The 23125-nt window shown below is 47.0% G+C and carries 4 protein-coding genes; 2 read left to right on the top strand and 2 right to left on the bottom strand.

What is annotated here, in order from left to right; translation table 11 throughout:
* Window positions 1–138 precede the first annotated feature (138 nt).
* Both ACOJUO_RS03320 and ACOJUO_RS03325 read right to left on the bottom strand, forming a co-directional pair.
* Window positions 139–4089: a hypothetical protein gene (locus ACOJUO_RS03320; RefSeq protein ID WP_422138894.1), complete on the bottom strand. Its 3951-nt coding sequence runs from the start codon at window positions 4087–4089 to the stop codon at window positions 139–141.
* Window positions 4090–4660: 571 nt separating this feature from the next.
* On the bottom strand, window positions 4661–7063 hold the full coding sequence (locus tag ACOJUO_RS03325; RefSeq protein WP_422138895.1) for a hypothetical protein: 2403 nt from the start codon (window positions 7061–7063) through the stop codon (window positions 4661–4663).
* Window positions 7064–8079: 1016 nt separating this feature from the next.
* On the opposite strand from ACOJUO_RS03325, the gene ACOJUO_RS03330 reads away from it, so the two are divergent.
* Both ACOJUO_RS03330 and ACOJUO_RS03335 read left to right on the top strand, forming a co-directional pair.
* Window positions 8080–15396, top strand: coding sequence for an AAA family ATPase (locus ACOJUO_RS03330; RefSeq protein WP_422138896.1), 7317 nt, complete (start codon window positions 8080–8082; stop codon window positions 15394–15396).
* A gap of 158 nt (window positions 15397–15554) precedes the next feature.
* Window positions 15555–23084, top strand: coding sequence for an AAA family ATPase (locus ACOJUO_RS03335; protein ID WP_422138897.1), 7530 nt, complete (start codon window positions 15555–15557; stop codon window positions 23082–23084).
* The last annotated feature ends 41 nt before the right edge of the window (window positions 23085–23125 follow it).

Below are 23125 nucleotides of genomic sequence, written 5' to 3' on the forward strand. Positions count from 1 at the left end.
GGGAACGTGCCGGGATGGTTCCTGCTGATCTGGCGAGAAAGCTAAAACAGAAGCCCGAAAAACTGCTTGAGTGGTAGCAGGGCAAAAGTCGGCCCAGTTTTGCCCAGGCTCAGAAGCTGGCGTGACAGCTCCGGGTAACTACTTATCGATATATGTCCATGCCCCGTAGTACGGCCCATGTCCATCATCACAACCAGCTGTACTGCGATGCGCCTCCGGATAATAATGATTCCACCAGAAGACTGCATCAAGATTCGCACTTATTTCAGTTTTCACAGCACATTTAAAAACTTTGTCGTGCCACTTATAATTAGAGAATACTTTTAACTTAATTTCTTTTTTAATATTTCTATTTTTGCATTCTGACAGTAAAAATACAGCATTTTGTTTTTCAGCTATATTGCCCAGAATGGCATATCCTTCGTTGTCAAGACGATAGGGCCAAACATCGTACCAGCGCAGTTTTTCTGAAGTTATGTCCCACACAGGAAGGAAATTGATAACCCTGTGTGAATCTCCAAGTTTGATATCTCTTCTTCCATTGACAACAACATAATACTCATTCTCAAATTGCTTAGAAAGCATTCTTTGCACTGCCATACGACCACAGTCGTACTGCCATTTTTTATCAGGCATCAAGCCACAATAATCAACAACACCAGGGATAATTTCATTCAATAAAAGTTTATCACCCACCGATTCCTTGCCAGCTCTGATGCCACCTACAACCTGCAGCAATTGCTTTGTTGTCATTTGAGATAGCAGGTAGTACCTGGCATGAGCTAATATAACCTTGCTTCCCTTCTGTATTTTTTGTGCTCTTTGGTTCTCGAAGAAAGTTTTTTTATTCATAAATTCAAAAGCTGCTTTTTTACGAATGAACGAGAAAATCTGATAATCAACAACTCTGTAATTTTTATCGAGATCGCACAATGTCTGCAGTATATACCTATTTAATCCTGTGTAATCATCTAAATTAAGGCAAGGATTTTCTATGCCATCACTACCGGACTCCTGCATGTATTGTCGCGCCACGTAACCGCTTAGCTTGTAGCCTATAAAAACTGAAATACCTACCAAAAAAGCTCTGAGCCATGACCTTTTAGTCGATTCATACTCATATCGTTCTGAGCTTTTTAATTTAGCTTTACGTCTGTTTTTTTTGCCGGTTAGCTTATTATTCTGGTCTAGTCGGTGGCTAACATTATTAATTGGATTTTTTAAATTTTTCGAGGTTTCATTATCGACTTCAAGGCATTTTTCATGTGTTTTTTTATACTCTGAAACTTCTTTTTTAAGCCTTTCATTATCTGCCTGCAATTCGTCACACCTGATATTTGATACTTCCAACTTTTTTTTAATATTGAGCACTTCAAGATCAAGCTGACTGATTTTTTCTTTATACCTATCAATCCCCTTTCTTTTATCTTGAGCTTGAACCAGATCTTGCTTTATTTTTTTTAGTTGTTGCTCAAGACTTTTTATTTCTTTATCAAGATTTACATTTTTTTCCTCATAGCTTTTATTCAGTTTATTTAATAACAATATTTTTTCACCCATTTTCTTATTAGCAGACTTCCTGTCAGCTATCTCTTTACCTTCCTTCGCCAGCTTCTGCTGAAATTCATGAAATAATTGCTTTCGCTCCTCTTCCTTTTTGGCAAGACTGATTTCATTAGCTTTTAAAGCATCCAAAACTTTTTGTTTCAAAATTTTTAATTGTTGTTCCTTATTATTTAATTCACAGGTCAGTTCATCAATGCGCTCCTTCATCACTTCAATCGTGGCTGACTTGGAATGAGTACTCCTGTGAGTTGGCTGTAATGGTAATTCACCTGTCTGCCGATCTATGTCGTCTAAAAGCATACTGAAGAAATAATTCTGTGAAAAAACCGATTTCAAATAGAGGGCACGGTCCCAATGCTTGCCCTGCTTACGAACAGAGGTATTGCGAACCAAGGCATCAGCGTTTAGCCCCCTGACGATGCTCTCATAAATAACCAGTTCCTCTGACTGAAAAGTCGCCTTTGATCCAGGAATCGCCATAGCGACATCCAGGCTTGGGAGGAAGGCGTTGATTGACCCGCTATCAACCTCGAAATCAAACACATACAGGTTATAGGCTTCAGGATCAGGCCTCTGTCCGGGAAAAGAAAACAACATTTTTTTACGAGGTTCTGATACTTTAAAACCAACCAGTTTTGTGTCCAGCCACTGTTTTAAATCGTCTACTTTGTCGTACCCAAGCAGCACATCAATATCATCCGTAACAGGCTCGTTATCCTTGAATTTAAGCTGATGTCCAAACCCGTATTTGGTTATGTACGCTCTTACAGACTCTCCTCCATACAAGCAGCTACCCGTTTCTTTCTCTACACAAAAGGCTTCGATAATATCCTTGAGGCCATCGCGCAGATTAATAATAGTCTGAGCAAACTGGTCATATTTATCAAAGCTATCAACGACACGATTAAACATATCTTGCGTCATGGGTACAACATACTCATCATAACGACTACGACTGTGATCAGAAAAAGCAGGCTGATCTGTATCACCTGCTGGACTTATGGGGTGATTGATATAACGAGCAAGACGCTTACTCACAACCATTGCCCAGTCTTTCATCGGCTGACCTTCAACAGGTAAAACCTGCAGCATGCCTGCATGGCTCATCTTGCGCATTAAGTCGTAGGCATCCTGAAGATCGACTTCGGGTGACTGCCCCACACTCAATCCACTGTTTAAAAAAAACTGCTCTGTCGCCTGCCACAGAAGACTCTCAGGTAACGCGACGGGTGACAAACGTGGCTTTTCAGAAAATGGGGAGCCTTCACCTTTGTCCTTATCTTTTCCACCTTCGGCTCCCTCACCCTCACCCACCCCGGAACCCTCTGGCTCCCTTTCTTCAGGTTTGTTGAGAGTGAAGCTTTCTCCGCTGCTGGAAAAACTATTTTCCTCTGCAGGTGCATCCATCATATGTGACTGTGGAACAACACCAGCAGAAAAACCTTGCGTGGTCATCCAGCCAAAACAATGCTGATTGTCGGAGTAGCAGGCAGGAACCACAGGAGACAGCCCTTGCAAGCCTGGTTTTTGATGTCGCCGGGACATCATAGCCTTCACCGGTTCAGACATTAAATAAGCCGACCAATACCAATTCAGAAACAACCGGGTGAACTTAGCTATAGTCTTTTCAGTGCTGACCGCCAGAAGCCGGTGAGTCAGCCAGGATGGCACCCTTAGTGCGAGTTGCAAGCCAGACTCATTTGCTTTCTCTGGAGCAATAAGCTGGGCGGTTAAACAAGCAGTAGTACTTCCTTCTTTCGGTTCGCTCCAAACAACCTGTTGATACCGCTCTACATTGATGCCATTAAATTTTTTTATCCAGAAAATGCCCTGATTACTCCCCACCTGATAAGTGCTGGTCGTGTTGTCACTGTTGGGTAGAATGATCGAGAATACAGTTGCAGTGGTATCCTGTTGCACAACCTGCAGTTGGGCTTTTCCATCACGACTTTTCACGACCGACTGACCGGGTGTGATCTGCTTATTAAGCTCGGTAACATAGGCCACAAGGCTGTGCAGGCTGGCAAAATTATCGTGCCGTAGCTGATAGTTTGGATCAGCTTCTGCCAGAGTCGAGTAGCCAAGCACCGGATTCAAGGTGCCAGCCTCAGCAGTGGCAGAATCGGGTATTCTCACGGGGTTCCACTGCGAACCAGAAAATACAAGCCACGAAGCCCATTGCCTGAAAGCATCAATCAAAAGAAAACGGTGCAGCAGACCAGCCGAAATAATGTAAACCTGCAAAAGAGGATAGATAACCGAACTACAGGGCACGGCATGACCCTGACAAACTAACGCTGATAACACGATTGCAGACGATACCGCCAGCTGCACAACCGCCGCAGCCCCGACATCTTCGAGGTTAAACGAAAAACTTACAGAGACACCGGGAACAGAAAACTGTGTACAATAAGATGAGCTATCTGGAATGGTATCACCGTACAAATCAGTAGAATACGCACAGAACACGGCCAGAAATAGCCAGGCCAAGCACAAGAAAGATATACCGGTTTTTATACTCAACAACTTCCACTCCATGACCCATTAAAAGATACCCAATATAAGTACCTAACCAGTTGGTTTCGCATATTCTGGACGGCGGCTTTCTCCATCCTTTTGCGTTCCAACTCTGGTTGCATAGCTATGGCTACGCGCCCGTCGTTACGCCTTGAAGGATGAAAAAATCCACTCGCCAGAATATGCGAGACCAACAGGCCTGGTACTTAGATACTGGGAAGCTGTCGTACTTAAAATGGTCCTGCTGCGGTTACGATAATTGAACACCAGGTATGCCCAGACATTCCCGGATCGCATTAACTGGCGCAGGGGAGAGCTTAGAATAAAATGCCAATCATTACTTGAATGTGGTGGCTGTACTCCAAAAAAAAGCTAACATTTCGCATTATCAGGAAGCTTGCATAGAGGTTAGGGCTGCGAGAGGATGACCAGCTTCGATTAGCAACAAGTAAAAACAGGGAGTATCAACAACCACAGGCTCTCTTGTCATTAATCGGTCACCCAGTGTGTATCGAAACCATCGCACGGGTCGAGCCGATAATAACTGCGCTGGGCTATCAAACCCGCCATTTTATGATCACATATCCTTGGATACTTTATTCAGAAAGCTTTGATAGTCAGCGGGGTTCAGTCCCAGTTTTTGCAAGTATTCAACAGTATGATGAAGAACTTCTTCAGGAGTGTAATCTTTGCTGGCTTTAATGTCGTCAGGTACAGACTCAATCGGCTCATTTCGCATTCGACGCTCATGGATATATTCGAACAAGGCTTTTAAAAACTGATTAATCAATTTTAATTCCTGCATACTTTCTGGACAACGGAAAAAGCGAAACTCTATTGTGCCATAAGGATCAATTATCTCAGTTCCTGGAATGTGCAACAAAGATACAGCCATATATTTATCTAAAAACACATTACCAACTGCACCAAACATTTTTTGCAAAGGCGCCAATTGCACAAAATGACTGTATAATTTTGAGAACTGTTTAAGCTTTTCCAATTTCTCTGAATCCGTTAGCCAATAAGCACTCCCCTCTCCATAATTTACACCAGCCAACTTCTCATTGTACGTAGCAATCATCCAATTTATCCGTTCAATTGCCAGGCTTCTCAAAGCAGCATAGTCAGAAAACAATTTGTACCATTGACCCTCATCTTTTTTAACAATTCGGTCATTATTACCGAATGCTCTGGTTAGATAAGGATTGCTCTCAATCTCCCTCTGTAATTCCAGTAGAACGCCGGGGTTGCCATGGGTAGCAGAGAGTGCATCTACATGCTTGTGACCGGAGGCATGATCTATAAAGCCATCTTTAATCATTAAGTCAACGAGTTTAAATACTTTTTTAAAGCATTTTTCCGCACCAGCGTCACCATCATAGTAAGGCGTACAATTCACCTCAAGCCATTTTTTAAAATCTACAAAAGGGGCCACATAGAAATGACCATCAAAAGTGTACCTCTTAGGATCATAAGCAACTTCCTTATTGGCTCCTAATTTTTTCATATATTTATCTACTTTCGTAAGATAATAGTAACTTGGCCCGCCCCATTGATCTTCTTCTTTAGAAACCAAATCATATTCCAACTCTTCACCAAATTTGAGATTAATGGGATTATCAGGTAGAAGAGCCTGTCCGACTGAGTCTGGTTTTTCTTGAAACATATCATCAAGAATATCTAACCAGCGTCTATTAAACTCCCCCGCCATGACCTCTTCATTAAAAGCCATTCTGAGTTTGTCATTACCTCTAAGGACAGCGATAATTTCATTCTTGCAATCTATAAAGCTGAAACTCTTATTTAACTCTGTAATAATTTCTACCTTATATTGATCAGTAAAACTCATAAAACCAGCAAATTCTGAAAAATAGCCTTCCCCAAAAAGCATCTTTTCAAAGAATGGAAATGTCGCATGCCCAACTGCCTGATAGCCATCAACATCGCCAAAGCCTCTGTAATTCTCATAAAGGTAATCGGATAGTAATTCACGAAGATAATAGCGACGATATGAATGATTTCTATCTGACAACTGTTTATCTTTCCGAGCAAACATTTCTGAAAAAATTGAATCTATTAGTTCCACTTGGTTATTAGTAATTTTTTGACCTGAACGATATTTATCGGCATCATCACTATAAACAAACTTCTGATCTCTTAACAACCCTTCCGTAAATAATATAAAATCTACAAATATCTCTTCAACATTCGCACTGCTAGTAATGTAACTACCATCGCTGAAATATATATAACCAGAACCCTTACACTTATTATTCCCGATTATTCTTTTGATGGATATATTATGTTCCCTCGCAAGTTGATTAACGGTATTCAGGAAGTGCTTGGCTGCATCTCGAGGTGATAAGTCCAGCACCTCAAAATCAAGTTCTTTTTCCTTTTTCCTCTTGCGCTTGCCTGGTTTAAATTGCATTGATGCTTCTTGGCTTTGATCCTTGGTCGATCTTCCGTTTTTTTCAGGCAACCGATTACCTTTGCCACCCGCTGCTCCGTTTTCATTTGAATTACCGAGGCTGACAATTCCGTGTATATCACCTGTATTACCTCTCAAAGAAACATTGTTAGCAGTATCAATTAATAAAGATAAAAAAGCACTCAAGACATGAGCACTATTGCCAGCCTCATTTTTGTCATAGACCAACTGGTAAAAGTTATCCTTTTCTTTTTTAGAAAGACCTGTACTTTTTTTGCGATCAAGTTCCTGGTACTCTTTTGTCACTTTATTTGTCTTGCTTTCAAGAAAGGGGTCTTTCCAGTCTTTAAGATTCGCTATAACTTTTTTCTTAAAAGCATTCAATAGCGTTTTTTCAGCGCTATCTCTTTCAAGAGGAAGTATTGGAGAAAATAATTTTCCAGTAAAACCCGGAATAAGAGCTGCCTGATAATGAAGAGAAGTAGAACCAAAAGCTTGAACGTGCAAAGCAACCAAGAATAAGGATGAGAAAAATACTAATGATTTCATAGCCAGTTATAAAATTGAGTGTTAATCCATTTTCCATACTATAAAATTCGAATAATTTTTGATCAGTTTTTCCTGATGCTATGCTGCTGAAAGTGCATTTTCAATACCCGAAATTTAACGTTCTAAGAGTCATTAATCCTTCAATATCCCAGTACTAAAAAGATATCCACTGTAAGTACTACTGTTCTTTTTTACGTTCAATTGTACAAACATTCAATCAATATGCACTCTAAAGTAGTTGCGATTTATTTATTAATCAACTGCACTGAAGAAATATTATTTAACCAAGAACAAAGCTTACAAGACCGTTTTCCCACTTCTCACAAAGAATCCGGAAACCGGTGACATTCACGTTTTGAGTCACCGCTCCGGCATCTTCAATAGCCAAGACTAAATATCCGAATGAAACTTTCGTCCACTTCGAAGGTCATATCATAAGTACTCAACCATACGAAATCATATTTTCTGACTCATTGTTCAGGCACTCGCGGCAACTGCTCCTGCGTTGCTCTAGCTCCTGCATCCATGCAGTCGTGCTGTGTTGCAACTCTGGTCACATAGCTTGCTAGGATGCTGACCGAGAATAGCGCCCGTAGCGAGGACGGCAGAAAATTGAGGATGAAAATTCGGTTTTGTGAGGAGAATAGCGAGCTATTTGACGAACAAAAGCGGATTTTCAGACCAATTTGCTGCCGCCACAGTAGGGCAGACTATTCTCGGACAGGCTCCTAGGAGGCTGACCGAGAATAGCGCCCGTAGCGAGGACGGCAGAAAATTGAGGATGAAAATTCGGTTTTGTGAGGAGAATAGCGAGCTATTTGACGAACAAAAGCGGATTTTCAGACCAATTTGCTGCCGCCACAGTAGGGCAGACTATTCTCGGTCAGCCTCCTATGTTCCCGTCGTTGCGCCTTGCAGAGCACCTGCCCAATAAGCCAGAAATATTCGATTCCGTATGCCTGAGTACTTAAAACATTTTAAATACAGTCTTTCAGATGTCAGGAGAGAGATGGACTATGGATGCCCGGATTGATGGGAAACTACCCAAACCGGTTCTTGAGAGTCAAGAGCCTGATAGTCGTGTAACAGCCAAGAGAGCAACGCGGGATTTGTCGTCGAAGGAAAAGGGTGTAGGAATCTGCTCCGAAATAGAATCCAAACTGAAGATATCGCCATCTTCGGAGATATTGCCTGACAAAGCAAGAACTGTATCCTTAACGGACTCCTCGCTGCTAAAGTCCCCTTATTCCTTCGATTTTCGTTTTGTCGCCAATGATGATGAGGTTCGACAGCTTTTAATCACCCAGACCTGTGATGAAGGCCGGGATGTCTCTCTTATTTCCCATCCTGATGACCTCTTACAGGCTAATCTGGTGAGCCGGTTGAGCCTGTCCGGTGATGGTCGCCACACTCTGCATTCAGGCAAGCTTTTTGAAGGCTCGCAGCCATTGACCCTGGTGATCGATATCCGAAAGCTTACCGGCGTAGAACTGCCCAAATTGAACGATCTGCTGGACCCGGATAATCCCTGTCTATACGACAAAGTCAGCCAGAAAAAACGTCCTCTGGGCAAGCATGTTGCTCTGCTGGTTCTGGCAGATCGCGCACAGTTGGCATCGGTTGGCCAGCATGAAGAGGCACCGGCGGTCGGCGCTCCGGCGGCCGACGCACCGGGCGCTGATTTCTGGCGGCGAATTAATCGACCGGGCAATACCTGGCAGCTCAACGAAAAGACCGGCAATGCCTCATTGATGGATATCAACGAGGTTCAGGTATTGGCTGAACTCCCGGCTGCTGAAGGTGCTACGGATGACGAAAATACCCTTCTTATTAACTGCCACTTGCACAGCAACTGCCGGCAGTTGCTGCTGGGTGGCCCTGGAGTGGACCAACAAGGGCGAATCCGACACATCCCCGGCAAGCTTGAGTTATTGAAGGCCGGACAACGGGTGATTCTGAAAGGGGCCGACTGGCAGGATCTGGCCTTCGAGCAGACGGTTCGACAGATGCTCCAGCAACAGTGCTTTGAGAGCAACGGGAAGATCTGTCCATTACCCGACGATGTTCAGTTTTATCGGATGCCGTTAGGGAATGAAGAGCTTCATTCACTGTTCCAAAGTCTGTCTCATTCGAACAATAAAGAAGATGATAAAGAGCAAGCACCAGGAAACCCGATCATCATTAACCAGAATAATATCAGGGAGTGGCTTAGCCCGATTGCCATTACCCCTGGAGGCTATGCAGTCCCAAATACCTGTCTGTTGGAACAAATTCGGGCAGGTGGTGTAGTCACCGTAACGTCCCCCCTCACTGAGGCACTCTGGTTTCGTTTGCTGGGTTCACTGCAGACGATTTGCGAGACGACAGATCTGGAGCCCCGACTTCAGGTGGCTGATTCAAGACGGCAGCCGAAAGCACTTGGATTGGCAGAAAGCGATGAACATCCAATCACAGATCACGCTACCTTCAATGCCGTCACTTATCGGCGACATGCCCAAACAAGTCATTGGCTAAATAATCAGCAGAGATCCCCTTTGGTCATTCAGGTCAGCGAACAGACCGGCTTCAGCCAGCTATTTGATAATACCCATATCACCTCGGAACAACAGGCGCATTTTGGACGACGTCAGAGTAAATTGCAGGAGGCATTGACCGCTGGCAAACCGGTTGTATTCCGGGGACTCGAGCGTAATCCAAGGCTTCAGCAGCTTCTGGAGCCACTGGTTATTGGGCAACCTCTGTTGGTGAACGGTCAATTGCAAGCCTACCCACAGGCTGATGTCACCTTACTCTGGCCTGAGTCTGCGAAAAGTACGTCTCCGGTCTTGCATTCGCTGGTCGCCAAGGGTAAACCCTGTCCTGAGGTCGATCTCTGGGCTATCAATGCCGACAGGCATGAAATCCCCCGGGCTGAGCTGCCTAAACAAGCGCTTAATAAACTTTACCAAGCGTTTAAAACCGTCCCTGCCGACCTTTGTAATCCTCTGCCTGAAATGACCGAAGAGTTGTTGAATAACCTGATACTGGCTGCCCGTCGGGCACAACAGGTTGATCAGTCCTCAACGCTTTTACCCCGCCACTGGCGCAGGGCCGTTAATAGCGTCATCACCCATGGCACCCGGCAGAATCCGCTCGTCAGGGACTTTATGAAAGTGGCTTGCTGGTATTTGTTACCGGATAAGAAGCCGAATAAGGATCACCCTCCCTCGGTAGACCCGGATCAGATAACGGCCATCATCAACAGTGCCCCGCAGTTAGATAGAGCGTTTTTGGAGCAGAACCTGTGGCCACTGGCCAGAGCCACTGACCCGACAATTTTCAAGGGCACTAAATCTAAAGGGTTACTACTATCCTATGAAAATCCACTTCCAAGGTGGGGTAAAAAAGAAGCTCTCGACAAACTCTGCGCCCTGATCGTGGCCCACGGGCCTGAAGAGCATCGTCAGGCCATGGCGTATCAGTTGAAAGTCGATCCGGAGACAGCGAAACAACATCCACCGTTGGCCATCAGGCCATCAAGACAAATTAGACGTTTGCAAGATGCACTGGCTTCTGGCTGGCAGTTACTTTTGCCATTAGTGCAGACGCGATCCGATGTCATTCACGCGCTAGCCAGCGATTGTTTTCATATAGCCAGAACAGCGAATTCTGAGGCAGAAGGCATTGAACGCATTGAACATCGGCTGGCTGAATCACTGAAATGGCGAGGTTCCGCTGATACGTTCTGGTCAGCACTGGCCCTGGATCTTTATCACGGCGAGATGAGTCAGCGGGATCGTGAAAGCCGTCGATTGTCCCGACTCCACGACCGGCTTAAGGATTCTCCCGTTATATTCCTGCAGGGAGAAACCGGCACCGGGAAAAGTTACTTTTCTGCCAAAATGGCCAGGGCTTCGGGACAAGCTTCAGTCATTTCCCTTGGACCTTCTGATAGCGAACAGACCCTGATGGAACGCTGGCAGTGGCAACAACACGCCGACGGCGACCGCTCTATGGTGCAGCAAAACCGGGCGTTGATGGAATGGGCCCATACCGAACCTGACAAAAAAGACGGAGAATACATCACCCTGGTTCTGGATGAGGCTAACCTCACCAAAACCGGATTACTGGCATCATTGAACGGCTTATGGGAACCGCAACCCTGCATCTATGTGAATGGTCATCCTGTCAGGGTCAGCGAAAAACACCGGGTGATTCTCACCGGCAACCCGGATCATTACACCGGGCGCCAAATGGACCCGGCCCTGAAAGAGAAACTGCCCAGAGCTTATTACCCACGCCTGGATCAGGCTTTCCTTCGAGACAGAGTAGTGGAACCAGCTTTGCTCAATCAGTTGCAACGGCATCAAATAAACGACATTGCCCACAGTGCCACCAAGAGTGTGATGGCACTCTGGCAATATTATCAGGAGCTGTTGCCAGACCATGATTTTACCCCCAGGGATTTAACCGACATCTGCAGCTGGGTGGGTTGGTATCTGGATCGTGCGTTATCCGAAGACGACAGTGCCAGCTGCGAGCAAGTGAACAGTTTGATCCAACAAAGTTTTCGGGATGTGTTGGGTCCCGAAATCAACGAGACTCAGCAGGATGCCCTCTCGGCACTGGAAATCTGGTTTGCTGCCCGCTACCACCCGGACCATACCCTACGCGACAGGGTTCATAACCACACCCTGCCAGATATGCTGCAGGGCTTCAGAACACTGACCAAAGAAATCCGACCTGAGTTTGATACCTGCGGATCGGCAGTCATTGATCTGGTGCAACGGCTTTGGCAGGATTTAAGCCGCTGTCAGCAAGCTTATCATCACGACAGAAAACACGACGGCCGTCAGGCGACCCTGATTCAAGGCCCGGCGGGTCGGGGCAAGGATGTCACTCTCAACCTGGTGATTGAAAGCGTCAAACGGCAGGCTAAACAACAGCAAGAATCCATGCCGGAAGTCTTGCTCCTGAATGCCTGTGATTGTTCCTGGGAGAAACTGTGTGAAAAGATCCAGACGGCAAGAATCCAGGGCGCCATCGTGGTGATTTCGGAAATGAATCTGATCGATAGCCAGCATCTGGAAGGCGAGTTAAACGATATTCTGGCTGGTGACGCCTATCCGGGTTTCCACCTGTTTGCCACCATCAACCCACCTGAGTACAGCGGGCGAAAACCCTTATCACCAGCGCTGAAAGGACGTTTTCGACATTTGCCGATCCGACAGTATAACCCGACCGAATTGCAGACCATTGCCGAAAAAGTGTTGCCAAAGTCCTCAGAAGGGACATTCGTCGCCAACAAGCTAACAGAAAAACATTGTCTTTTAAGGGCTCACCTGCAACAGAAAAACCTGCCCTTGCAGCCCACCAGCCTTGATTTACAGAATGTTGCCAGGGCTGTCTTCAGAGGAGGCGATTTTACCGAAAAAGCCGTTCATCAATGTCTTAATCAGCACTACCGGCTTTATCTGATGGCCGTCAACCTGGCGCTGGAGGAACTGCCCGAGTCTTCGGCTATTGCCATGGGGAAAAGTGAATTTGATTCCGGACTTTGCCATTGGTTCAATGAAACGGTATCGGGCATTGATCGGCCGTGGTTAATACGACGCAGTGATCGCAGCGCTATTGATGAAAAACACCATGAAATTCGTTTTAAGGCTTGTCCAACTGAAGAGCAAGCAAAAACGGAGATCATCAGGGAGGTGGCTCAGGCCAGGTGGCAGGCATCCGGTCTTTCCCTGAAGCCGGACGAGTCGGACGATATTCTCACCGGGGCACTTTACCGGCACTGGCAGCAACGCTGGTTTGCTGGTGATTTTGGCCGGACAGGCGTGGACGCTAACAGCGTATTTCCCCTGACGGAAGAACAGCAACAAACGCTGAAAATGTTGACTAACCAGCCCTATCTTCAGGCGGTTGATCAACGGATAAAGGCGTGGAAAGCCGATAAAGTCCAATGGTGGCCGGCGTTCTGGCATCAGATCAGTGATCTGCTGAACCATCTGGTAGGCGATTTTATCAACCAGACATCCGTTTTTACTGGCAGTGATAAGGCACCTGAAAAGTACATACCGGAAGCCCACGAGAAAAAGGCTCCGGCATTGGACCAGATAACGAACTACGAGAACGAGGGGGAGCCACAACGTGAATATCAAATTATTTTTGACAGGCCGAACCATTTCCCCGGGATTTATCGATGGTGGGCAGAAGATATTTGCGTGTCTGCTGAGGGCGATGTCAAAAAGATCAGTATTAATGATCAACAACTGCAGGGGGCCGAAGTCCTTTTACCGGCGCGTTTACCAGGGCGTGACCAGCCAGTGACATTAGCCAGAAACCAAACGCTGGCAACCTTTGAGATGTCATCAAACAATAGTCGATATGCCTTACCCAGCCTGACGCCTGACGACTATATCGTGGCCCTGCGCACAGAGCCCGAATTACGATTTACCCTGGTCAGGGACCGATATACCGGGCTTCATACGCTGTCTGTTGCAGAGGCCGAAGCCAGTCAGAACATTCAATTTGCTTATATCGTAGAACATCGGGAACCGGGCGAAAAAACATCTGCTGCAGAAGCACGGTCAGAAGCATCAGGACGTTTTGACGCCCGCTGTTCAGAAGGTATGGAACAAGTACTGAAGGAAGTGTTAACGCATATTAATCAACAACCATCCAAAGTACAGGTACCTTTGCAGAGAATAAAAAACGCTACAAAAACAACGCAACGCATTGAGGCGATCAGAGACTATTGTCTGGAGTTTTCCGGTACTGCAATACCAGAAGAGAATGAAAACTTCTTTCAATTCCTGGTAACAGAGCGGCAGGGTAGCTGTCGTCATCGTGTGCCTGTTTTTATCGCTTTTTGTCGTTACTTCGGGATTCCATGTCGGCAAATCACTAACCGTATCCACGCCTTTGCAGAGTGCTCCATGGATGGAGGCCAAACCTGGAAGTCAGTGGATTTGGGCGGGGCACCCTTCGAGGCAAAAGAAGTCTCCTCTGGTTTTCAGCTGACAAAAAGGGTCGGTGGTTCTGGCACTGAGTTAAGAAAGACCAGGGATATCTTGCAGGGGCTCCTGGAGGGTGCTGATTTAGCACAACAGCAAACTCTGGCTGAAGCCTTTGGTATGAATCTTGAGGAACTGAATCAAACCCTCAAGACAGACTGTGAATTGCCAGAAATCCATCTAAGCACTCTCGAGATGGTAAAGAACCTTTGGGGAAGAAAAGATTTAACAGGATTTTTCATGGGTGTCTCAATATTGGAATCACTGGAGACAAAAGCATTGGGCGCTGGTGAGATGCAAATGGTGGGTGATGTCTATGACGACAGTGGACAGAAATATAAACCGATGTCGGAGGCAGTCCGACAAATCCTGTCTGACAGTGATGGAGGTCAGGTCACTGAACAACTCAAGTTATTGCACTCAAGAGCGGTTGTTCAGGGTGGCGCAAACCCTCTCGAGTGGTTGAGTTCAATAGTGCATATTCTGCAAAACAGTAACCTGGCCAAACCTTCGGTGATTCACTTTGCCCGGGAAGCCCTGTCACTGGGTTGGCTGGACCCACTGCCAGCCTATGCAGGCCATATCATAGAGGCCCATGAACACCATCAGCTGTTGGCGCTTCTGAACAGTGTTGATGAACTCAAGGTTAAAGCCAGCCACTGCCTGAAAAAGTGGTATAAGCAATTTTTGTCCAGAGGAAACAATAGCCAGATATGGCGGATGCCTTATAGAAGCTTCCAGGCAGTCAATGCTAATAGTTTTTTTGTCACTCATGGCCATGATGGTTTCTCGCCATCTCTGGAAAAGAACATTCTCAGCTTATCTATGCAGAAAGCCTGGACAGACGAACCTGAGGGCATTCCGAATATAGAACGAATGCTGGTGCATCATCCTGCATTCCCAAAGTTCATCCCGGGCAAGGCTAACCACCTTCCGGTGATTATCGTCGGGGCGCCTGAGTGGAACATAAAAGTGAGAAATTTAAAAAACAAATGCAGGGAAGCTCTTCAGCAGGCCTTCAGTCATTATCTTTACGGAATAACACACTCGAAAGGCGGTTGCTTAACCTATTGCTGGGGTAATGCCCGAGTATATGGATACTCGGAGGAAAACAACTACGGCGCTCATGACCCATCCTCACCGGAAGAGCTCCATGCCATGATGACTGTCATTGAAAGCTCTTGCCAGTTTCAGAAATCTCTTCAGGCTGACTACTTGCAGCAGGCATGTTACGCCAGTCATGCGCTGGTGCTCAAATCCGATGAGCTGACAACCATTGCCAGAGAGTTTTTGAGCAGCGTGAATTTGAATTCGATTTACGAGTCACTGGATACCTGATCATGGTTTGGTCATGGTGATTTTTTCGAGGTTCGTGACTTCCCTCAATGGCAACGAATAATTCTCCAAATGGAACTTTAAGCCCGTTCTAAAGTCCAATCATCAAACAATTAATTTCAATGCAGTCCTTCAAATAGCAGTAGGGAGAGAGATTGACTATGGATGGTCGGATTGATGGGAAAATAAAGAGGCCTTTTTTTAAGAGCGCAGAGCCTGATCGCAGCGTGCCAGCCAAAAAAGCAAGACAGGATTCACCTTCGGTAGCAGAGGTCTGTGACGTAACAGCCCAACTCAGCCTATCGTCACCTGCCATTGCTTTGCCTGACAAGGCGAGAAGGGTATCCTCAACAGATTCCCCGCTCCAAAAGGCCGCTCATGCCTTCGATTTTCGTTTTGTCACCAGTGATGATGAGATTCGACAACTTTTAGTTGCCCAGACCTGCGATGAAAATCGCGATGTTACCCTTATTTCCCACCCCAATGACCTCTCACAAGCTAACCTGGTGAGCCGCTTGAGCATTTCCGGCGATGGTCGCCACACTTTGCGCTCAGGCAAGCTCTTTGAAGGATCGCAGCCATTGACCCTGGTGATGGATATCCGAAAACTCACCAGCGAGGATCTGCCAAAATTTAACGATCTGCTGGACCCGGATAACCCCTGCCTTTATGACAAAGTCAGCCGGAAGAAACGCCCCCTGGGAGCGCATGTTTCTCTGCTGGTCCTGGCGGCCCCTGGACAATTGGCCTCGGTTGGCCAACATGACGAGGCACCTGCGGTCGGCGCTCCGGGCGCTGATTTCTGGCGGCGAATCAATCGACCGGGCAATACCTGGCAGTTCGACGCACAGACCGGCGACGACCCAGCGGAGATCGACAAGGTTCCTCCGTTATTGGCTGAACTCCCCTCTGCCGAAAGTGCTATGGATGACGACAATACCGTTCTTATCGACTGCCACTTACACAGTCACTGGCGACAGTTGCTACTGGGCGGTCCTGGCGTGAATCAACAAGGGCAAATCCAGCACATCCCCGGCAAACTTGAGTCTCTGCGAGCCGGACAACGTGTGATTTTGAAAGGAGCCAACTGGCAGGACCTGGCCTTTGAACAGACGATTCGTCAGATGCTGGCGCAACAATGTTTTGAAAGCAACGGGAAGATCTGTCAGTTACCCGACAATGTTCAGTTTTATCAGACGCCGGTAGGGAAGGACGAGCTTTATTCACTGTTCCAAAGTCTGTCCAGCTCTGGTGATGCACCAGGAAATCCGATCATCATCAACCAGAGTAATATCAGCGATTGGCTGAACCCGATTGCCATTGCCCCGGAAGGCTATGCAGTCCCTAATACCTACCTGTTGGAACAAGTTCAGGCAGGTGATACGGTCACCGTAACCTCTCCACTCACTGAAGTTCTTTGGTTCCGTTTGCTGGGTTCGTTGCAGACTATTCGCGAGACCACAGGCCTGGAGCCGCAACTTCAGGTAGCTCATTCAATCAAGCAGCCAAAAGCCCTGGGATTGACAAAAAAAGATGAGCACTCATCACTGTCCGGACTACAAGAAAAAATTAGTCATCACGCCATCCTTAATACCATCAATACCGTCACTTATCAGCAACCTGCTGAGGCAAGTTATTGGCTCAATCATCAAGAGGAAGCTCCTTTGGTCATTCAGGTCAATGGGCAGACCCGTTGCAGCCAGTTGTTTGATAATATCCGTATCACCTCGGAACAAAAGGCGTATTTTGGACGTCACCAAAGTGAATTGCAGGAGGCATTAATCGCTGGCAAGCCGGTTGTCTTCCGGGGGCTGGAAAGCAATCCAACAGTTCAGCAACAGTTGGAATCCCTGTTTGTTGAGCAAACTCTGTTGGTCAATGGCCAATTACAGGAGTACCCAAAGGCTCATATCACAATTCTCTGGCCTGAGTTTACAGAAAGCCCATCTCCCATATTTCGTTCAATGGTTGCCACGGGCAGTCCGTGTCCTGAAGTCGATCTTTGGACTATCACTGCCTCCAAACATGGTATCCCCCGGACTGAGCTACCAGAAAAAGCGCTTCATGAACTCTACAAAGCGTTTAAAACCGTACCTGACGACCTTTGTAACCCTTTGCCTGAAATGACCGAAGGGCTGTTAAATAACCTGATACAGGCTGCCCGGCGGGCACAGCAGGTTGACCGGTCTCCACAGCTCCTGCCTCGGCACTGGCGCAAAGCCATCGACAGCGTCATCACCCATGGTGCCAGACAGAATCCGTCAGTGCGTGATTTTGTCAAGGTGGCCTGTTGGCAGCTACTGCCGCATGCTCATGAGAAACCGGATAAGCATCAAGCCGCCTGGGTAGACCCGGACCGGTTAAATGCCATCATCAATAGCTCCCAGCGCTTGGATAGAGCATTTTTGCAGCAGAACCTGTGGCAACTGGCCAGAGCCTTTGACCCGGCATTCTTTAACGACGGGCAATTTTCGTTCTCTGTGGAACAACCATTTGAAGGACTACAACTGTCCTATAAAAGACCATTTCCAAAACATAGTGAAAAAGAAGCCCTGGACAGGCTCTGTAACATGATTCTGGCCCATACGCCTGAAAAACAACGACCTGCAATGGCGTATCAGTTGGAAGTCACAGAGTCGAAAGTCAGGCCATATCATCCGTTAACCATAAGACCAACACGGCAGATTAAACGTTTGCAGGATGCACTGACGTCTGGCTGGCAGTTATATGTGCCATCAGAGCAGACCCGATCCGATGTCATTCACTCTCTGGCCAGCGATTGTTTTCATAGTGCCAGAACAGCGAATTCTGACGCAGAGGGTATTGAGCGCATAGAACATCGACTGTCTGAATCACTGCAATGGCAAGGTTCCTCTGATATGCCCCTGTCAGCACTGGCCCGGGATCTTTATTACGGCGAGATGAGTCAGCAGGATCGTGAAAGCCGTCGATTATCCCGACTCCATGAACGCTTTGCGGACTCTCCCGTCCTATTCCTGCAGGGGGAAACCGGCACCGGGAAAAGCTATTTTTCCGCCCGGATGGCAGAGGCTTCCGGACAGGCTTCAATCATTTCTCTTGGACCTTCTGACAGTGAACAGACACTGATGAAACGCTGGCAGTGGCAAAAACACGCCGATGGCGACCGTTCTATGGAGCAGCAAAACCGGGCGCTGATGGAATGGGCCAGTACCCCTTCCGACAATGTTGGAGGAAAATATATCACCCTGATTCTGGATGAAGCCAACCTGACCCAAGCCGGATTGCTGGCGTCATTGAATGGCTTATGGGAGCCGCAACCCTGCATCTATGTGAATGGACATCCTGTCAGGGTCAGCGAAAAACACCGGGTGATTCTCACCGGCAACCCCGATCATTACGCCGGGCGCCAAATGGACCCGGCCCTGAAAGAGAAATTGCCCAGGGCTTACTACCCACGTCTGGATCAGGCTTTCCTTCGGGACAGAGTGGTCGAACCAGCCCTACTCAATCAGTTACAACGGCATCAAATAAACGACATTGCACACATTGCCACCAAGAGTGTGATGGCACTCTGGCAATATTACCAGGAGCTGTTGCCCGAGCATGAGTTTACTCCCAGGGATTTAACCGATATCTGCAGTTGGGTGGGCTGGTATCTTGGTCGTGCGCAGCCCGCAGTTGGCAGTGTGACTCCTGAGCAAATCAACAGTTTGATCCAGCAAAGTTTCCGGGATCTACTGGGTCCCGAAATCAGCGAGACTCACCAGGATGCCCTCTTGGCATTGGAAATCTGGTTTGCAGCCCGTTACCACCCGGACAACACCCTGCGCGACAGAGTTCATAACCACACCCTGCCCGATATGCTGCAGGACTTCAGAACATTGACCAAAGAAATCCGACCTGAGTTTGATACCTCCGGATTGGCAGTCATTGAACTGGTGCAAGGGCTGGGACAGGATTTAAGCCGCGCTCAGCAGGCTTATCATCACGACATAAAACACGGCGGTCGTCAGGCAACGCTGATTGAAGGTCCGGCCGGGCGGGGTAAAGATGCCACGCTGAACCTGATGATTGAAAGTGTCAGACAGCAGGCCAGGCAACGGGGAGAATCCATGCCGGAAGTCTTTCCCCTGAATGCCTGTGACTGTTCCTGGGACAGACTGTGTGAGGCTATCCAGAAGGCAAAAATAGAGGGCGGCATCGTAGTTATTTCGGAAATGAATCTGATCGACAGCCAGCATCTGGAAGGTGAGTTAAACGATATTCTGGCCGGTGACGCCCATCCGGGTTTCCACCTGTTTGCTACCGTCAACCCGCCTGAATACAGCGGGCGAAAAACCTTGTCACCGGCGCTGAAAGGACGTTTCCGACATTTGCCGATCCGGCAGTATAACCAGAAAGAATTGCAGACCATTGCCGAAAAAGTGTTGCCTCAGACCCCGCAAGGAAAAAACACGGCTAAACAGCTGACTGAGAAACATTGTCGTTTAAGGGCTTACCTGCAACGGAAAAACCTGCCGTTGCAGCCCACCAGCCTTGACTTACAGAATGTCGCCAGGGCGGTTGACAGAGGGGGTGATTTTACCGAAAAAACACTTCATCAATACCTCAATCAGCACTACCGGCTTTATCTGATGGCAGCCAAAATATCGTTGCAGAAACTGCCAAAGTCATCCGGTTCCGCCATGGGCGAAGGAGTCCTTGCTGATAAACTGAGCCGTTGGTTCAACGAAACGTTACCGGACATTGGTCGTCCCTGGTTGATACGAAGCAGTGATAACAACAGCATTGATGAAAAAAACCATGAAATTTGTTTTAAGGCTGACCCGAGTAAAGAGGATGCCAAAACAGAAATCATCAAAAGGGTCGCTCAGGCCCAATGGCAGGCGTCCGGACTTTCCCTAAGGCCGGATGAGTCTGACAATGTTCTCACCCGGGCACTGTACCGACACTGGCAGAAAAGCTGGTTTGATCGTGAGTTTGGCCAGACAGGCGTGGACGCCAATAGTGTATTCTCCATGACGAAAGAAGAGGAGCAGGCACTGAAGACGTCGGCTTCCCTGCCTTATCTTCAGGAGGCCGATAAGCGAATAAGGTTATGGAACGCCAAGGCAGTTCAATGGTGGCCAGCGTTCTGGCATGGGATAAGTAATCTGCCGAACCATTCGCTGTACGAATTTATTAAGGAAGCATCAGCTGATAGTGCTTTTGAACAATACGATCCGGAAGTCGAAGAGAAAAAGACCAGGGCATTGGACCAGATAACGAACTACGACTCTCTGGCGGGGCCAAAACTTAGGGATTATAAAGTTTTTAAAACGGAGAAACTTCCTTCCCAGATGTATCGACTTAGAGTACAGGATATATTTGTAACGGCTGGGGGCAATATCAAGAGGATCGAAATTGGTGATAAGTACCTTCAGGGGATGGAACTGCTCACACCTGAGCTGTTACCAGAGCATGACCAGCCAGTGACATTAGCTAAAAATCAAACCCTGGCAACCTTTGAGATGCAATTAAAGTACGGTCAATGTGCATTGCCAAGCCTGACGCCTGACGACTATATCGTGGCCTTGCGCATAGAACCTGATTGGCCATACACCCTGGTCAGGGATCGATATACCGGGCTGCACAAACTGTTTATTGCCGGGGAAAGAGCCAACCAGAGTATAAAGGTTGCTTATGTCGTAGAGTCCAGGGAGCCGGGCCAAGAAGCCCAACCAGCAGGTTTTGACACCCACTGTTCAGAAGGGATGAAAGCCGTACTGGACAAACTGTTTGAAAACATCGACCAGCAGCCAACGGAAATACAGGTGCCTTTGCTGAAAATCACAAAGGCTGAAAACAGGTCGCAACGCATTGAGGCGATCAAGGACTACTGCAAACAGTTTTCCGGTAAAACCAAACCAGAGAGAGACGAAAATTTCTTTCACTTTCTGGTAACACAGCGGCAAGGTTACTGCAAACATCGTACACCTGTTTTTGTCGCTTTTTGTCGTTATTTTGGGATTCCATGTCGGAGCATTACAAACTTTATCCACAGCTTTGCTGAGTATTCCGAAGATGGGGGCCAAACCTGGAAGTCAGCAAATTTGGGCGGGGGGCCTGCACGGGTAACAGAAATCAAATCTGAATTCCAGCCCATCAGCAGGGGCATTGATCTTAATACTCAGTCAAACAAGATTAAGAAACTCCTGAAGAGTCTTCTGAAAGAAGCTGATTTAACACAACAGCAAGCTCTGTCTAAAGCCATTGGCATCAACCATGAAGCACTGAACAAAGCCATTGAGACATTCGGGGCATTGGCAAACAAAGATCTACATCCTTTCAACATTGTAAAGAACCTTTGGAAAGAAAAAGATTTAGCCAGTTTTTCCATGGGCGTCTCAGTTATAACGTCGAGACAGGCACATCAGTATCAAATGAGGGAGTTGGTTCGTACTGAGCGCTCTGGCAACCACCCTCACCGCAATTCGATGTCAGAGGCAGTCGTGCAAATATTGTCCAACAGCGATGAAGATCAGGTCACCAAACAACTTAAGTTACTCCATCCAATAATGATTAATCATACCAATGCAAGCCATCTCGAATGGTCGTGTTCAATGGTAAAAATACTGAAAAACAGTCACTTGGCCAAACCATCGGTTATTCACTTTGCCCGTGAGGCCCTGGCATCGGGTTGGCTGGACCCAGTGCCAATTTATGATAACGCGATTATGGGAGCCGATGAACATTATCAGTTATTAATGCGCCTGAGAGACATTGATGAACTGAAGGCTCAAGCCACTAATTGCCTGAAAAAGTGGTATCGGACTGTGTTGTCCGGGGAGAAAATCAGCCAGAGATGGCAGTTATGTTATGAGCTTTTCATGAGGGAAGAAAATAGTGCCCTGTTAGTCACTCATTCTCATGGTGGGTTTTCGCGATTCCTTGAAGATAAAATTGCCCGCTCAATCCTGGACTACAACTGGACAGACGTACCTGAGGGAGTTCCGAATATAGAACGAATGTTGCTGCAAGAACCTGCATTTATGCAGTTAACCTCGGTCAACGCAAACCACCGTCCGGTGATTACCCTGGGGCGGCCTTCGTGGGGAGTCACAGTCTTCAATAAAAAACACAGAGCCCTGATGGAAGTAAAAGCAGAGAATAGCCCGGACTTGAAGCGGTTATGGGAACAATACAAGCAATATGAGGCGATGGAAAAACAACTCCGGGACGCTCTGAAGGCATTGGATGAGCAATGCCTGACTCAAGAAGAACGTAAGCAAAAAAAGCATGATATCGAAAGCAAGTACCAGCCCATTATAAAGTCCCTTAAGTTGTCACCGAGGGACTATTTGTCTTTCTGTGATTTACATATGAAATGCTGCGAGGCGATTGAGCAGGCCTTCAGTCATTACCTGTATGGAGTGACACACTCAAAAGGTGGTCGTTTAACACATTGTTGGGGCAATATTTCCATACATGCTAACCCTCATAAGGACTATGGCGCTCATGATCCATCTTCACCCCATGAACTGTATGCAATGATGTCCAGAATCATAGGTCCTGATAGTTTTGAGAAATCTATTGAGAATTCTTACTTACGGCAGGCACTCAATGCCAGTGACGCTCTGGTGCTCAAATCCGACGAGCTGACAACCATTGCCGAAGAGTTTTTGAACACTGTGAATTTGAATTCGTTGTGTGAATCATTGGATACCTGATAAACGTTTGTTTTCGAGACCGTTGACTTCCCACAATAGCA

Origin of the sequence: Endozoicomonas sp. ALC020, from assembly GCF_049275935.1 — a bacterium.
Lineage (GTDB): Bacteria > Pseudomonadota > Gammaproteobacteria > Pseudomonadales > Endozoicomonadaceae > Endozoicomonas_A.